The sequence below is a fragment of the Allorhizobium sp. GW101-3B10 genome, assembly GCF_059424725.1.
In genome coordinates, this window is sequence record NZ_JBWKZR010000001.1 from 441,417 (window position 1) to 454,307 (window position 12,891).

Sequence of the window (12,891 nt, forward strand, 5' to 3'; positions counted from 1 at the left end):
GTGACCGGTGGTTTGCTGCTTGGACGAATTTTCCGCGTGCAGGGGGATTCCGGGGAAAAACCTCTCTGTTCCGCTGGGGCCGCCGATGGCATAAGCGGATCAGTTTTCTGCGACGCATGGCTGACCTGCGTTTCGCGGGTTTGAAAAGGTGAAACCAAAGATGCTAGATCGGCGCCGAACCGTCCGAATGTGTATGTCGCGATAGACCGTCCGACATCCTGCCATCTTGGCCGCCTTTTGAGCGGCGATCACCGAAGAGACTAGCATGACCCACCGACCGAATCCGCGCGACGCCTCGACAGGAGGCTTCCGATGAGCGCGGCTGCCGAAAGAACACCGACCGTCCTCAATCCCATGGTCGCCTTTGAGGGCGTGACCAAGCATTTCGGCGGCGCCAAGGGCCAGCCGGCCTTCACGGCACTGGCGGGCGTTGACTATGTCGTGCCGAGGGGCTCGATCACCGGCATCATTGGCCGCTCCGGCGCGGGCAAGTCAACGTTGATCCGGCTGGTCAACGGCCTTGAAATTCCCTCGTCCGGCAAGGTGCTGGTCGACGGCGTCGATGTCGGCGCGCTTGACGATGCAGCCCTTCGTGCGCTGCGCCGCGAAGTCGGCATGATCTTCCAGCATTTCAACCTGCTGTCCTCGCGCACCGTGCATGACAATATCGCCCTGCCGCTGGAGATCGCCGGTCTCGACAGGAAGACGATCGACCAGCGCGTCAGGCCGCTGATGGACCTGGTCGGACTTTCCGACAAGGCCGACCGTTATCCGGCGGAACTGTCCGGCGGGCAGAAGCAACGCGTCGGCATTGCCCGGGCGCTTGCCACAGAGCCGAAGCTGCTGCTCTCCGACGAGGCGACCTCGGCGCTCGACCCGGAAACGACGCAGTCGATCCTCGAACTGCTGAAGACCATCAACCGCGATTTGGGCCTGACCGTGCTCCTGATCACCCACGAGATGGAAGTGGTGAAGACCATCGCCTCGCAGGTGGCCGTGATCGACCGTGGCCTGATTGTCGAGCATGGCCGGACCTTCGACGTCTTCACCGCGCCGAAACACGAAACCACGCAGGCGCTGCTGTCGGCCTCGATCGGGGCGAAGCTGCCCGAGTGGATCCGCTCGGATCTCAAAGCCGAACCGTCGCCGGGCGACCGGGCGCTCGTGCGGCTGATCTTCTTCGGCGAGACGGCATTCCAGCCTCTGACCGCGCGGCTGGTGGCCGAGCTCGGCGCCGACGTCAACATCCTGGCCGGCGCCATCGACGACATTGCCGGCGAGCCCTTCGGCTCGCTGGTGGTCTCCTATCCCGCCGATCCGGCAACGCTTGCGCGGGCGCAACGCTTCTATACCGAAACCGGACTGACCACGGAGGTGATCGGCTATGGCGTTTGATATGCTCTTCAACCTGCTCGTAAAGGCGCTGTGGCAGACCCTCCAGATGGTCGCCATGGCCGGCGTCATCGGCACGCTGGTCGGCCTGCCGATCGGCGTCTTCCTCGCCACCAGCGGAAGGGGCGAGCTTTTTGCCGCCCCGACGATCAACCGGATCGTCGGCCTGGTGGTCAATGCGGCGCGCTCGACGCCCTTCATCATCCTGGTGGTGGCGATCATCCCCTTCACCCGGTTCGTTACCGGCACCTCGATCGGCACGATTGCCGCGATCGTGCCGCTCACCGTCGCCACCATTCCCTTCGTCGCGCGCCTGATCGAGGCGGCGATCCGCGAAGTGGACAAGGGGCTGATCGAGGCCGCCCGCGCCATGGGCGCGACGCCGCTGCAGATCGTCAGCAAGGTGCTTCTGGCCGAAGCGCGGCCCGGCATCGTGCTGGCGCTGACCCTGACGCTCGTCAGCCTGATCGGCTTCTCGGCCATGGTCGGTGCGGTCGGCGGCGGCGGGCTCGGCGATCTCGGCATCCGCTACGGCTACCAGCGCTTCATGCCCGACGTCATGCTGGCGGTGGTCGTGGTGCTGATCGTCCTGGTGCAGGCGGTGCAGAGCGCCGGCGACCATCTGGCGCGGCGCTTCGACAAGCGCAGCCGCAAGAACTGAATTCCCCCTCTTCAGAAAACCCAAGGAGTGATTTCCATGAAGAAACTGATCCTCGCGGCCTCTTTCGCCGCCCTCTTTTCCGCAAGCGCGGCTCTGGCCGAAAGCATCAAGATCGGCGTGACCCCTGGCCCGCATGCGCAGATCATGGAAAAGGTGAAGGAAGTCGCCGCCAAGAAGGGCCTCGACATCGAGATCCTCGAATTCTCGGACTATGTCGTGCCGAACCAGGCGCTGGCCGACGGCGACCTCAACGCCAATTCCTTCCAGCACCAGCCCTATCTCGACAACCAGATCGCCGACCGCGGCTATGAAATCATCAGCGTCGGCCCGACCGTCAACTTCCCGATGGGCGTCTATTCCAAGAAGGTGAAGAGCCTCGACGAACTGACCGACGGCGCCAAGGTATCGATCCCGAACGACCCGACCAATGGCGGCCGCGCGCTGCTCGTTCTGGCCGACAAGGGCCTGATCAAGGTCGATGCGGCCAAGGGCCTGAAGATCGGTCCGGCGGACGTCACCGAAAATCCGAAGAATCTTGAATTCGTCGAACTCGACGCCGCCCAGCTGCCGCGCTCGCTCGACGACGTCGACGTCTCGGTGATCAACACGAACTACGCCCTCGAAGCCGGCCTCAATCCGAAGACGGATTCGATCGCCATCGAAGGTGAGAAGGCGCCCTACGTCAACGTCATCGCGGTTCGTGCGGCCGACAAGGACGCCGCCTGGCTGAAGACCCTGCTCGAGTCCTACCACAACGACGAGATCAAGGCCTTCGTCGCCGAAGAGTTCAAGGGCGCCGTCGTCGCCGGCTGGTAAGCGGGCAGCAATCCCGGATTCATGACGGGCGGGCGATGGAGAGAACCATTGCCCGCCCGATCTCTTTTGATTCGCATTGACGTATTCGGTATTCGACGTTACGCAGCCTTCAGGTTTCAGCCGCCTGCCGCTCGCGGACACGTGTCTCGGTGAAGGTCTGACCTTGACGATTTCTCACCCTCTGTGCATTTCGCGCCGCGGGCAATGCGAGCCCCCTCCTTCAGAGCGAAATGCCTTTTTGAGGAGCGTGGGATGTCGTCTGGCACCTCCACCCACAATGCCTATCTCAGTGGGCCTATTTCCGGCCTGTTCGCAAAAACCGCGCTGCCCATAGTCTTCGTGATGAGCATGAACGGCGTCCTGACCGTCGTCGATGCGATATTCCTTGGGGCCTTTGTCGGCCCGGAGGCGGTGGGCGCCGTCACTGTCGTGTTTCCGGTCTACATGCTGATCGTCGCCCTTGCGACACTGGTATCCGCAGGCATGTCCAGCCTGCTCGCGCGCAGTCTCGGGGCAGGCCGGATTGACGAGGCGCAAGGCGTTTTTGCCGGGGCGCATATGCTCGCGCTGGCGATCAGTGCCCTGCTGATTGTCGGTTTCATCGTCTTCGGCGATCGCCTGACTCTGCGCCTCGCCAACGGATCGCCTGTGCTTTACCAGATGGCCTACGCCTTTGCCGCGACCATCGTCTTCTCTTCACCCTTGCAGTTCCTGCTCTTGGTCCAGGCTGATGCGTTGCGCAGCGAGGGCCGGACCGGACTGATGGCAGCGATGAGCCTTGTGGTATCGCTCGCCAATATCGGTTTCAACTATCTCCTTATCGTCGGACTGGGCTGGGGAGTGGTGGGCTCCGCCTCTGGCACGGCGCTGGCGCAAGGGATGGCGCTCTGCCTGCTCGTCGTCTTTCGCCTGGTCGGTCGGACGGATCTCCGGCTTTCCGCGCTGCTGCGGCACAGGCCGACGACGGCGTGGCGCCGGATCGTCTCTCTGGGTGCGCCACAGAGCCTCGGCTTCGTCGGCCTTGCGGGGATATCGGCGACGATCATTGCGGCGTTGCAGGTCTCGGCGGGCGACCGATACCAAGCGGTCGTTTCCGGCTACGGCATCATCACCCGGATCATGACATTTGCCTATCTTCCGCTGCTGGGCATGAGCCAGGCGATGCAGTCGATGGTGGGCAACAATGTCGGCGCGAGGCTCTGGCGGCGCTCGAACGAAAGCCTCCGGTTCGGGCTGATGGCGGCGCTCCTCTATTGCCTTGCGGTCGAATGTCTCCTGGTCGGCGCAATCCGGCCGCTCAGCCTGCTGTTCGTCAGCGAGGATGCGGTCGTGAGCGAGATCGCCCGGATCATGCCGGTGATGGTCGCGATGTATGTTGTCTCGGGTCCGCTCGTCATGCTGACCGGCTATTTCCAGGCGATCGGCGATGCCGGCCGGGCAGCGATCCTGGGATTGTCGAAGCCCTACCTCTTCACGATCCCGTTGATCATCGGCTTTGCGATGGTCTTCGGCGAGCAGGGAATTTGGTTCGCCATCCCGATAGCGGATCTGATGCTTCTGGTTCTGGCTGTCGTGGTGCTGGCGCAGACAGCCAGGCAACACGGCCTGGCATGGGGGCTGCTCATGCGCGATCGGGAGCCGGAGCCGTAAGGCGAGGGCCGCACATCGGCCGCCCGATCAGCTGCCGATGTGCCTTTCGCCGCGCTTCTTCGCGAGCGCGATCTGCATCTGCCGCTGACGGTAGCGGTCGCGGTCGGCCTCGGTGCGGCTGTCGTAGCAGTGCGGGCAGGAGACGCCTTCCTCGAATTTCGGCGACGTCACCTCTTCCGCCGTCAGCGGATAGCGGCAGGCGTGGCAGAGCGTGTGTTCGCCCTGCTTCAGGCCGTGGGTGATCGACACGCGCTCGTCGAAGACGAAGCAAGCGCCGTCCCATAGGCTTTCTTCCGCCGGCACTTCCTCGAGATATTTGAGGATGCCACCCTTGAGGTGGTAGACCTCGTCGAAGCCCATTTCCTTGGCGAAGGCCGTCGACTTCTCGCAGCGGATGCCGCCGGTGCAGTACATGGCGAGCTTCGGCTTGTTGTGCAGGCCGGGATTGTTGCGCATCCAGTCGGGGAATTCGCGGAAGGTCTTGATGTTCGGGTCGATGGCGCCCTTGAAGATGCCGATCGCCGTTTCGTAATCGTTGCGGGTGTCGATGACGATGGTTTCCGGATCGGAGATCAGAGCGTTCCAGTCCTTCGGATCGACATAGGTGCCGACGATCTTGTTGGGGTCGATATTCTCGACGCCCATCGTGACGATTTCCTTCTTCAGCCGCACCTTCATGCGCAGGAAGGGCATCTTCGCGGCGCGGCTTTCCTTGTGCACCAAGCCTGAAAATTCCGGCTGGGAGCGGATGAAGGCGAGGATCCTGGCTATGCCCTCGTCGGTGCCGGCGATCGTGCCGTTGATACCCTCGGCGGCCAGCAGCAGCGTGCCCTTGATGCCGTTTTCGCGGGCGACGGCATCGAGCTCCGCGCGAAAGCTCTCGAAGCGCGGGAAGCGGGCGAAGTGATAGAGCGCGGCGACGCAGAAGGCGCCGCCCTCTTCGTGGCGAGGGGTCTGGAAATCATCGGTCATGGCCGGGGAATACTGCCTCGGCCCCTGCTGTGCAACGATTTTCGCGCGATGGGCCACACTTTGAATTTTGTCAAATGCCGAGCAGGGCAAGCAGTGAAGCCTGCCTGGGCGGGCATATGTCGCCCTCCACAGGTGGTGCCGCCATCGCCGCGGCGATGATCCCGGCATCCTCCGCCGAAATCCTGACGATGCCGAAGCGGAAGGCTTGGCCCCAATTGCGCTTGCCCTTGGTGAGTTCGAGTCGGTCGAGCAGGGGGTGGATGGAAGCAGGCCGGCTCGGCCGCCAGTCGACGTCGGAACGGGAGGCATGGAAGGTGGCGCTCATCTGGACCCGATAGGGTTCCCGCTCCCGGATCGTTCCGATCGCGGTGAAGGCCTGCAGGCGTTCCTTGCCGCCGAACACCGTCACCGGGGAGTAGGCGATCACGGTCTCGCCGGTCCGGATGCGCCTGAGCGGCGCATCCTTTCCATGGCAGGCCTGGACGAACCCGCCTTCAACCCCTCTTGCGACGTGGTCGGCGGAGGCAACGATGATCCAGGCCATCGGTCACACCGGCGGATTGTAGAAACGGATGCGGTTCTGGTCGGGATCGGCCAGCATGAAGGTGCGGCCGAATTCCATGTCGGTCGGCTCCTGCAGGACCGTGTGACCGGCAGCGGACAGACGGGCGAAGACCGTGTCGACCTCGGCGCCATTTGCCAGGGGCACGTCGATCTCGAAGGCGCCGGTGCTGCCGGTCACTGCCGGCTCCACGGCCTTCCTGGACCAGAGACCAAGCTTGATACCGCCGGGGAAGACGAACATGGCAAAGGCCGGCGAGCGTTCGACCGGTGCTACGCCCAGCACGTTTTCGTAGAAGGCGGTGCTGCGGTCCGGATCGGCGACATAGAGGATGATGAGGTTCGGTGTCATGGGTCTCTCCTGTGGTGAGAGCCCATTCCTACGCCGACATGCTGCCAAAAAATGGCAGCAGCCTAGAACATGCGCTCGGGAATGCCGTGCTGCAGCCGCCAGGCCTTCAGCAACTGCATCCGCCGCTTCGGATAGCGACCGAGCGGCCCCTCCATGAGATCCATGCGGTCGGTTCGGAAGCTGCGAAAGTCGCCGCGCAGTGTGCACCAGGCAATGACCAAACGGGCGCCTTCGAAGAAGGTAAGGGCAAAGGGCCAGATCAGTCGCTCGGTCGCGGAGCCTTTTTCGTCGCGATAGGCGATCTTCATCATCTGCTCGGAGCGAATGAACTCGCGCAGCCGGGCAAGGTCGATGCGGTCTTCCGGCAGAGGCAGTCCCGGCCCCGCGAACAGGGTACTCGCCGCGAGTTCCTCGCGCAGATCGCCCGGCAGGACTTCGGTGATCTTGGCAAGCGCATCGCGGGCGGAGATCGCCAGCTCCGGGTCGGCCCTCTGGGCCACGAGCCTTGCGCCGAGGACCAGTGCCTCAATCTCCTCGCGGGAAAACATCAGTGGCGGCAGCATGTAGCCGGGACGCAGCACGTAGCCGACGCCGGCCTCGCCCTCGATATTGGCCCCCTGCGCCTGCAGGGTGGCGATGTCGCGGTAGAGGGTGCGCAAAGAGATGCCAAGTTCCGACGCGAGCGCAGCTCCGCTCACCGGCTGGCGGTGGCGGCGCAGCACCTGCAAGAGCGACAGCAAGCGTTCGGAGCGACTCATTGTGCGATCATACAGGACTTGCTGTCAAAAAGTGTCAGCAGTGACGCTTATTCGGTCGCCGCAGCGATCCACAAGGCTTCGATGATCATGCCCTCGCGCTCCGGCGTGTCGCCAAAGATGCGCTCGGCGAGCGCCAGGGCATTCCGGCGCAGTTCCTGTTGCTGGCGGATGATGGCGCCGAGCAGGTGGGAAAATTCCTCGCCGCCGCCGATCAGTCCGGTCTCCCGGTCGAGAAGGTCGGCGAGAAGGGCGAGGTCGTGCTCGTGGCCCAGCGTGTCGACCAGCGCCTTGGCCTCGGCGCGCTTGGCATGCATGGCCGAAGGCCAGATGCCGCGCAGCAGCGAGAGGTTCATCCAATAGGCCTGGCCCGCCTTGCGCAGTTCGTGGAAGACTTCCTCGTGCACACTGCGGTGGCAGTCGTCGCGGGCGGCGCGCCCGCGGCCGAGACCCTTGCGCCAGCCCTTTGCCAGCAGCCTGGCGGCCTTGCGCGGGCTGGAGGGAAAGGACGTGGTTTCCAGGGCGGCGATCGCGTCGTGGCAGGCCGAGATCGCGGCTGCGACCTTGTCCGGCAGATCGGTTTCGGCGAGCGCCAGCGCGTCGCGCCTTTCGGTCAATGCGGCGCGCGCATGGGAGAGGGCGTTTTTCTCCTCGTCGTTCAGCGCGTGGTTTTCGAGATAGACGACGGTCTCGATCAAAGCCGTGGCATCGCGGACGACGGATAGCGTGTGGGCGGTGTCGCGCAGCCGGGCGTTCTCCGCAGCGCGGAACGATTTCTGGTCGAGGGCCACCAGGCGGTAGAGCGAGCGCACCCGCTTGAACTTCTTGCGGGCTTCGTGGATGGCTTCGTGCAGGCCTTCGGGCTGTTCCTCCAGAGCCGCGATCGCCCGTCCGAGCTGTTCGCTCGCGACGGCCACGACCTCCTCGCCGAACGGGCGGTCCGGTCTAATTCGATACGGCATGCACGACCTCGGGCTTCAACCGTTCGGTGGCGAGCGCCTGGTTGGAATAGCGGCGGTCGCCGGTCACCTCGCGGCCGAGCCAGGCCGGCAGTTCGGGACGGTCATGCTCCGACCGCATTTCGACCTCGGCGATGACCAGCCCCTGGAAGGCGCCTTCGAACACGTCGATCTCCCAGGTGAAGCCGCCGACATCGACCGTGTAGCGAACCTTTTCGATGACGCTGCCGATCGCGAAGGTGATCATCTCGAGCGCTTCTTCGAACGGGATGTCGTATTCGAACTCGTCCCGAACAAGAGCGGTCTTGCCGAACTTGATGGTGAGTTTCGCCGTTTTCTCATTGCTCGTGCGAACGCGGATGGATCGATCGGAATTGACCGAGAGATAGGCCTGACGCATCGCGGTCGCCGACGTGGCGCGGTCGCGCCAGCTGTCATTGATCACCAGGAACTTGCGCTCGATCTCTTTCGCCATCTCGCCGCCCATCGTGAAAATCTCCAGCACCCTACCGCAGTTGCGCCGCCATGCAAACGGTCAGCATCCTTACCGCGCGCATTTGTCTCGACAATGACACAGGTTCGCGATAATCCTTGGGGCGAATTCAATCGTTTGAAATGGATGACCGGCGTGAGTGAAAAAACCGAAAAGCTCCTTTCCACCCTCAAGCTGCAGCCGGTCGTTCCGGTTCTGATCATCGAGGATGCGGCCAGTGCCGTGCCGCTCGCAAGGGCGCTGGTGGCTGGCGGTCTGAAGGCGATCGAGATCACCATGCGCACCGATGCGGCGCTGGACGCGGTTCGTCGCGTCGCCGGGGAAGTCGAGGGCGCGGTGGTCGGTGCCGGCACGATTCTCAATCCCTCGCATTTCGAGGCGGCGGTGAAGGCCGGCTCGCAGTTCATCGTCAGCCCGGGAACGACCCGCGAACTGATCCATGCGGCGCGTGCTTCCGACATCCCGCTTCTGCCGGGTGCCGCCACCGCCAGCGAAGTGATGCAGCTTCGTGAAGAAGGCTATCAGGTGCTGAAGTTTTTCCCCGCCGAGCAGGCCGGGGGGGCAGCCTATCTGAAGTCGCTGTCCTCGCCGCTCGCCGGCACGCTGTTCTGCCCGACCGGCGGCATTTCGTTGAAGAACGCCCGGGACTACCTTTCGCTGCCGAACGTGGTCTGCGTCGGCGGCTCGTGGGTCGCGCCGAAGGAAATGGTCGAGGCCGGCGACTGGGCGGGCATCACGAGGCTCGCCGCGGAAGCCTGCGCACTCGCCGGCTGACGGAAAGTTCGATCGAAGCGCGGGGACGTCTTTGTATTTTCATGATCGCCTTCTTATCTAGCAGTCGAGACTGAAACCTATGGAGACGCCCGATGTTCGACGCGAAGAAGCTGCTTGATCAATTCCTCGGTTCGCAGGTGCCGGGAACGACCGGAAGCGTGAAGCAGAAGGCCGGTGATGCGGTCCAGCTTGCCAAGGACAATCCGCTGGCGACCGGCGCGATCGCTGCCGTTCTTCTCGGCACCAAGACGGGCCGCAGCCTCGCCGGCAACGCGCTCACGCTCGGCGGGCTCGCCGCCATCGCCGGGATCGGCTACCAGGCCTACAAGAACTATCAGGCCGGCAAGTCGCCGCAGGAGGTCGCCGAGACCGAACAGAAGCTTTTGCCGCCGCCGGCCGACTCGCCGTTCAGCGTCGAGGCGCCTGCCGCCTCCAATGATTTCGCCCTGACGCTGGTGCGCGCGATGATCGCGGCAGCCAAGTCCGACGGCCATATCGATACCGCCGAACGCGCCCGCGTCATGGACAAGATCCACCTTTCCGGTCTTGGCGCGGAAGCCGAAGCCTTCCTCGAAAAGGAACTGGCCTCGCCCACCGATCTCGACGCGCTGGTCAAGGCTGCCGTCTCAGAGGAGCAGAAGGTGGAACTCTACACCGCCTCGCGGCTGGCGATCGATCCAGACAGCCGGGCCGAGCGCGGCTATCTCGACCTGCTGGCCGGCCGCCTCGGCCTTGCCGACGGTCTGGTCGACCATATCGAGGCGACCGTCTCGTCCGCCCAGGTCTGATCGGTCCTCCATCACAATGCGGCCAGTTGCCTTTGCCGGGCGGCTGGCCTAATCGTTTGCCGACACAGCAAGAGGCAAACATGCGCGATCTCTCCACATTCAAGGGCTGCCCGGCGCCGAAGCCGGTTCGTCTCGAAGGCCGTTTCGTCACCGTCGAACCCTACGACAAGGCGACGCATCTCCAGGCCCTGTGGGACGGTCTCGGCGGCATGGGGATCAATCCGCTGCTGCTTTACTTCACCAACTACGATTTCTCCGGGATCGCGGACTTCGAGAAGTGGCTGGACGCTACCCAGAGCAACTGGGGTTGGGTGCCGCACGTGTTCCGTGACAATAAGACAGGCAAGGTCGTCGGCATGGCCAGCTACATGCGCGCCGATCCGGCTAATGGCGTCGTGGAGGTTGGTGCAGTTGCTCATGGCCCGGCCATGAGCCGCACCCCGCTCGCCACCGAGGCGCACTACCTGATGGCGCGCCATGTGTTCGACGACCTCGGCTATCGCCGCTACGAATGGAAATGCCACAACGACAATGCGCCGAGCAAGACCACGGCGGAGCGCTACGGCTTCACCTTCGAGGGCGTGTTTCGCCAGCACATGCTGTCCAAGGGCAAGAACCGCGACACCGCCTGGTTCTCGATGATCGACGGCGAATGGCCGGTGATCCGCGCCGCCTTCGAGGCCTGGCTCGCGCCAGAAAACTTCGATGCCGAGGGCCGGCAGATCCGCAGGCTGGAAGACATCCGCGCCGAACTTGCCAAGGGAGCCGCAGCATGAACGCCAGCAACCGCTCGTCTGCGATCGCCGCGCTGGTCATCGTGCTCGGTTTTGGCCTCGTGCTGCTGGGGCTCCCGAAACTGGTGCTGTGGATCGGCGACTATTCGCCTGCTCTGGCGGCGGTTGTCGGCACCGTCGGCATCATGTCCTTCTTCATCGTGCTGTGGCTTCGGGCGCGTCACCAGCGGCGGCGCGACGGCAACCAGTAGGACGCCGGCCTCAGGCCTGCAGGCTCGCGGCGAGCAAGAGGGCGCCGAGTATGATCACCAGAAGTGCGCCGAAGATCTCGATCGCATTCGCCACGTGCCGCGCGGCAGGCGAGCCGGGGCCTGACAGCCGTACCGCCAGTCCCTTGGCCGAAACGGCGAGCGCCGCGAGTGCCGAGACGGTGATCGCCGTGCCGAGTGCCATGGCGAAGACCGACAATATGCCGCCGAGATAGAGCCCGTTCAGAAGGGCAAAGGTCATCACCAGCAGGGCGCCCGAGCAGGGTCGCAGGCCGACCGCGACGATCGCCGACCAGGCCTCGCGCAGGCTGAAATTCTTCGCCGACAGCATGCGTGGATCGGGCAGGTGGGTGACACCGCAATCCGGGCACACCGCGCCCGGGGCAAGCGCGTCGTGACCGTGTTCGACGGCCATGGCGCGAAAGGAAAGCCCGGTGCCGCCGGAGCGTGAGGCTATTGGTGCGTCGAACAGGGCCGCGGTCGCCGGTGCGTCGAACAGGCCGGCGCTGACCGGCGCGCTGCGCGTGAGCCACAGCGATTTCATCTTGCGTAGCAGCAGCCAGGTGCCGAAGGCGACGATCAGCCCGTAGCTGGCAATTTCCAGCGCCTGCGTCGCTTCCGTCATGGAGATGGAGGTGCCACGCAGGACCGCGTAGCCGACGCCCACGAGACCGATCGCGACGATCCCCTGCAGGAAGGCCGAGACGAAGGAAATGGCGATGCCGCGCTTCAACTCGATCTCGTTGGCGATCATGTAGGAAGAGATCACCGCCTTGCCGTGGCCGGGGCCGGCAGCGTGGAAGACGCCATAGGCGAAGGACAGGCCGATCAGCGTCCAAAGACGCGTCGGATCCTCACGCATTGCTTTGAGCGCGCCGGTCAGCGAGCGGTAGAAGGCCTGCTGGTTCTCGTTGATGAAGGCAAGCCAGCCGGCGAAGGGGCCGGTGGCCTGAAAGGAAGGCTCGGCCGTGCCGATGCCGAGCGGGGAGCCGGCATGCGCCAGCGAGACGGCCAGCAGCAGGAGCGCGACAGATGCCGTCGCCGGACGCAGGAACCGGCGGCTCAGCATGTCAATTCGAGCCGGGTGGCGAACAGCTTGCTCATGTCGGTTCCGGCCGGATCGTTGAAGAATGCCTCGGTCAGGTTCGCCTGGTTCTGCGCCATCACCTCGTCGGGGTCAGGGCGCACCACGGCGCGCTTGCATACCTTGAAGCCGTCGCCCTCCGTGGCGATGTCCTCGTCCTTGGCGAAGTCGATCGCCGTGTACATGGTCGGGTCATAGACGCCGATGGTCACCTTGCCCTTGAGCGCCAGCGCCTTTTCCGGCTTGGCGACGAAGAAGACCAGAAGTTGGTTGTCCTTGAAGTCGACATTGAACACCTCCGGCTTGACGACGGAAACGGACGCGCCGTTGCTGGTGATGGAGGTGAAGAAGCCGTAATCGGCAATCGAGGTGCGGATCGTCTCGGCGATCTCCTTCAACTCGCTGGGGTCGAGTTTCAGATCGCTGTTCTTGTCGAAATCCATCAGGACGCTGGAGGAGAAGATGTCGTCGAAGCGCCAGACATTGCGAAGTTCGGAAATCGTGCCGTCGGCGCCGGCGATCACTTCGAGGCGGGCTTCCGCGAATATGTGCGGATGGGCAAGCGCCGGCACGGGCATGCCCATGAGTGTCGCGATCACCGCCAACCTTCTTTTCATGCCCTGCCTGCCTT

At 64.1% G+C, this 12,891-nt stretch carries 16 protein-coding genes; 8 read left to right on the plus strand and 8 right to left on the minus strand.

The features are described 5' to 3' along the window. Window positions 1–354 precede the first annotated feature (354 nt). The 4 genes from AC07Y0_RS02060 to AC07Y0_RS02075 all read left to right on the plus strand — a co-directional run bounded on the left by AC07Y0_RS02060 (window position 355) and on the right by AC07Y0_RS02075 (window position 4,519). Window positions 355–1,395 (plus strand): methionine ABC transporter ATP-binding protein, encoded by a 1,041-nt coding sequence (locus AC07Y0_RS02060; RefSeq protein ID WP_498680159.1) that lies wholly within the window; start codon window positions 355–357, stop codon window positions 1,393–1,395. Next, on the plus strand, window positions 1,385–2,053 hold the full coding sequence (locus AC07Y0_RS02065; protein WP_498674062.1) for a methionine ABC transporter permease: 669 nt from the start codon (window positions 1,385–1,387) through the stop codon (window positions 2,051–2,053). Before AC07Y0_RS02060 ends, AC07Y0_RS02065 begins: the two co-directional genes overlap by 11 nt. Window positions 2,054–2,089: 36 nt before the next feature. After that, window positions 2,090–2,869 (plus strand): MetQ/NlpA family ABC transporter substrate-binding protein, encoded by a 780-nt coding sequence (locus AC07Y0_RS02070; RefSeq protein ID WP_498674063.1) that lies wholly within the window; start codon window positions 2,090–2,092, stop codon window positions 2,867–2,869. A 252-nt stretch (window positions 2,870–3,121) separates the two neighbouring features. Beyond that, entirely contained in the window at window positions 3,122–4,519 is a 1,398-nt protein-coding gene (locus tag AC07Y0_RS02075) for an MATE family efflux transporter (RefSeq protein WP_498674065.1), read from the plus strand. Between the two features lie 27 nt (window positions 4,520–4,546). On the opposite strand, the gene trhO is transcribed toward AC07Y0_RS02075, so the two are convergent. The 6 genes from trhO to AC07Y0_RS02105 form a co-directional block, all read right to left on the minus strand. Then, on the minus strand, window positions 4,547–5,491 hold the full coding sequence (trhO, locus tag AC07Y0_RS02080; RefSeq protein WP_498674067.1) for an oxygen-dependent tRNA uridine(34) hydroxylase TrhO: 945 nt from the start codon (window positions 5,489–5,491) through the stop codon (window positions 4,547–4,549). A gap of 70 nt (window positions 5,492–5,561) precedes the next feature. After that, a complete protein-coding gene (locus AC07Y0_RS02085) occupies window positions 5,562–6,035 on the minus strand; it encodes an EVE domain-containing protein (protein ID WP_498674069.1) in 474 nt (157 codons plus the stop codon). Between the two features lie 3 nt (window positions 6,036–6,038). Continuing rightward, the gene (locus tag AC07Y0_RS02090; RefSeq protein WP_498674073.1) at window positions 6,039–6,404 is read right to left on the minus strand and encodes a VOC family protein; all 366 of its coding nucleotides are present in this window, start codon (window positions 6,402–6,404) and stop codon (window positions 6,039–6,041) included. A 62-nt stretch (window positions 6,405–6,466) separates the two neighbouring features. Next, entirely contained in the window at window positions 6,467–7,162 is a 696-nt protein-coding gene (locus tag AC07Y0_RS02095) for a helix-turn-helix transcriptional regulator (protein WP_498674075.1), read from the minus strand. A gap of 47 nt (window positions 7,163–7,209) precedes the next feature. Next, entirely contained in the window at window positions 7,210–8,121 is a 912-nt protein-coding gene (locus AC07Y0_RS02100; RefSeq protein WP_498674076.1) for a CHAD domain-containing protein, read from the minus strand. Beyond that, window positions 8,105–8,593, minus strand: a complete 489-nt coding sequence (locus AC07Y0_RS02105; protein WP_498680160.1) for a CYTH domain-containing protein — start codon at window positions 8,591–8,593, stop codon at window positions 8,105–8,107. Before AC07Y0_RS02105 ends, AC07Y0_RS02100 begins: the two co-directional genes overlap by 17 nt. Window positions 8,594–8,746: 153 nt before the next feature. Here AC07Y0_RS02105 and AC07Y0_RS02110 point away from each other — a divergent pair, with 153 nt between their 5' ends. The 4 genes from AC07Y0_RS02110 to AC07Y0_RS02125 all read left to right on the plus strand — a co-directional run bounded on the left by AC07Y0_RS02110 (window position 8,747) and on the right by AC07Y0_RS02125 (window position 11,158). Continuing rightward, on the plus strand, window positions 8,747–9,385 hold the full coding sequence (locus AC07Y0_RS02110; RefSeq protein WP_498674077.1) for a 2-dehydro-3-deoxy-phosphogluconate aldolase: 639 nt from the start codon (window positions 8,747–8,749) through the stop codon (window positions 9,383–9,385). 92 nt (window positions 9,386–9,477) lie between these two features. Then, window positions 9,478–10,173, plus strand: a complete 696-nt coding sequence (locus tag AC07Y0_RS02115; RefSeq protein WP_498674079.1) for a tellurite resistance TerB family protein — start codon at window positions 9,478–9,480, stop codon at window positions 10,171–10,173. Window positions 10,174–10,253: 80 nt separating this feature from the next. Next, the gene (locus tag AC07Y0_RS02120) at window positions 10,254–10,949 is read left to right on the plus strand and encodes a GNAT family N-acetyltransferase (protein ID WP_498674081.1); all 696 of its coding nucleotides are present in this window, start codon (window positions 10,254–10,256) and stop codon (window positions 10,947–10,949) included. Next, the gene (locus AC07Y0_RS02125) at window positions 10,946–11,158 is read left to right on the plus strand and encodes a hypothetical protein (RefSeq protein ID WP_498674083.1); all 213 of its coding nucleotides are present in this window, start codon (window positions 10,946–10,948) and stop codon (window positions 11,156–11,158) included. The genes AC07Y0_RS02120 and AC07Y0_RS02125 overlap by 4 nt, the downstream gene beginning before the upstream one ends. Before the next feature lie 10 nt (window positions 11,159–11,168). Here the strand turns inward: AC07Y0_RS02125 and AC07Y0_RS02130 are convergent, their stop codons facing one another. Further along, on the minus strand, window positions 11,169–12,245 hold the full coding sequence (locus AC07Y0_RS02130) for a nickel/cobalt transporter (protein WP_498674085.1): 1,077 nt from the start codon (window positions 12,243–12,245) through the stop codon (window positions 11,169–11,171). Next, window positions 12,239–12,877, minus strand: coding sequence for a DUF1007 family protein (locus tag AC07Y0_RS02135; RefSeq protein WP_498674086.1), 639 nt, complete (start codon window positions 12,875–12,877; stop codon window positions 12,239–12,241). Before AC07Y0_RS02135 ends, AC07Y0_RS02130 begins: the two co-directional genes overlap by 7 nt. Between the last annotated feature and the right edge of the window lie 14 nt (window positions 12,878–12,891).

Coding starts and splice junctions, on each gene's coding strand:
- AC07Y0_RS02060 (WP_498680159.1), top strand. CDS start 355: ATGGTCGCCTTTGAGGGCGTGACCAAGCATTTCGGCGGCGCCAAGGGC.
- AC07Y0_RS02065 (WP_498674062.1), top strand. CDS start 1,385: ATGGCGTTTGATATGCTCTTCAACCTGCTCGTAAAGGCGCTGTGGCAG.
- AC07Y0_RS02070 (WP_498674063.1), top strand. CDS start 2,090: ATGAAGAAACTGATCCTCGCGGCCTCTTTCGCCGCCCTCTTTTCCGCA.
- AC07Y0_RS02075 (WP_498674065.1), top strand. CDS start 3,122: ATGTCGTCTGGCACCTCCACCCACAATGCCTATCTCAGTGGGCCTATT.
- trhO (WP_498674067.1), bottom strand. CDS start 5,491: ATGACCGATGATTTCCAGACCCCTCGCCACGAAGAGGGCGGCGCCTTC.
- AC07Y0_RS02085 (WP_498674069.1), bottom strand. CDS start 6,035: ATGGCCTGGATCATCGTTGCCTCCGCCGACCACGTCGCAAGAGGGGTT.
- AC07Y0_RS02090 (WP_498674073.1), bottom strand. CDS start 6,404: ATGACACCGAACCTCATCATCCTCTATGTCGCCGATCCGGACCGCAGC.
- AC07Y0_RS02095 (WP_498674075.1), bottom strand. CDS start 7,162: ATGAGTCGCTCCGAACGCTTGCTGTCGCTCTTGCAGGTGCTGCGCCGC.
- AC07Y0_RS02100 (WP_498674076.1), bottom strand. CDS start 8,121: ATGCCGTATCGAATTAGACCGGACCGCCCGTTCGGCGAGGAGGTCGTG.
- AC07Y0_RS02105 (WP_498680160.1), bottom strand. CDS start 8,593: ATGGCGAAAGAGATCGAGCGCAAGTTCCTGGTGATCAATGACAGCTGG.
- AC07Y0_RS02115 (WP_498674079.1), top strand. CDS start 9,478: ATGTTCGACGCGAAGAAGCTGCTTGATCAATTCCTCGGTTCGCAGGTG.
- AC07Y0_RS02120 (WP_498674081.1), top strand. CDS start 10,254: ATGCGCGATCTCTCCACATTCAAGGGCTGCCCGGCGCCGAAGCCGGTT.
- AC07Y0_RS02125 (WP_498674083.1), top strand. CDS start 10,946: ATGAACGCCAGCAACCGCTCGTCTGCGATCGCCGCGCTGGTCATCGTG.
- AC07Y0_RS02130 (WP_498674085.1), bottom strand. CDS start 12,245: ATGCTGAGCCGCCGGTTCCTGCGTCCGGCGACGGCATCTGTCGCGCTC.
- AC07Y0_RS02135 (WP_498674086.1), bottom strand. CDS start 12,877: ATGAAAAGAAGGTTGGCGGTGATCGCGACACTCATGGGCATGCCCGTG.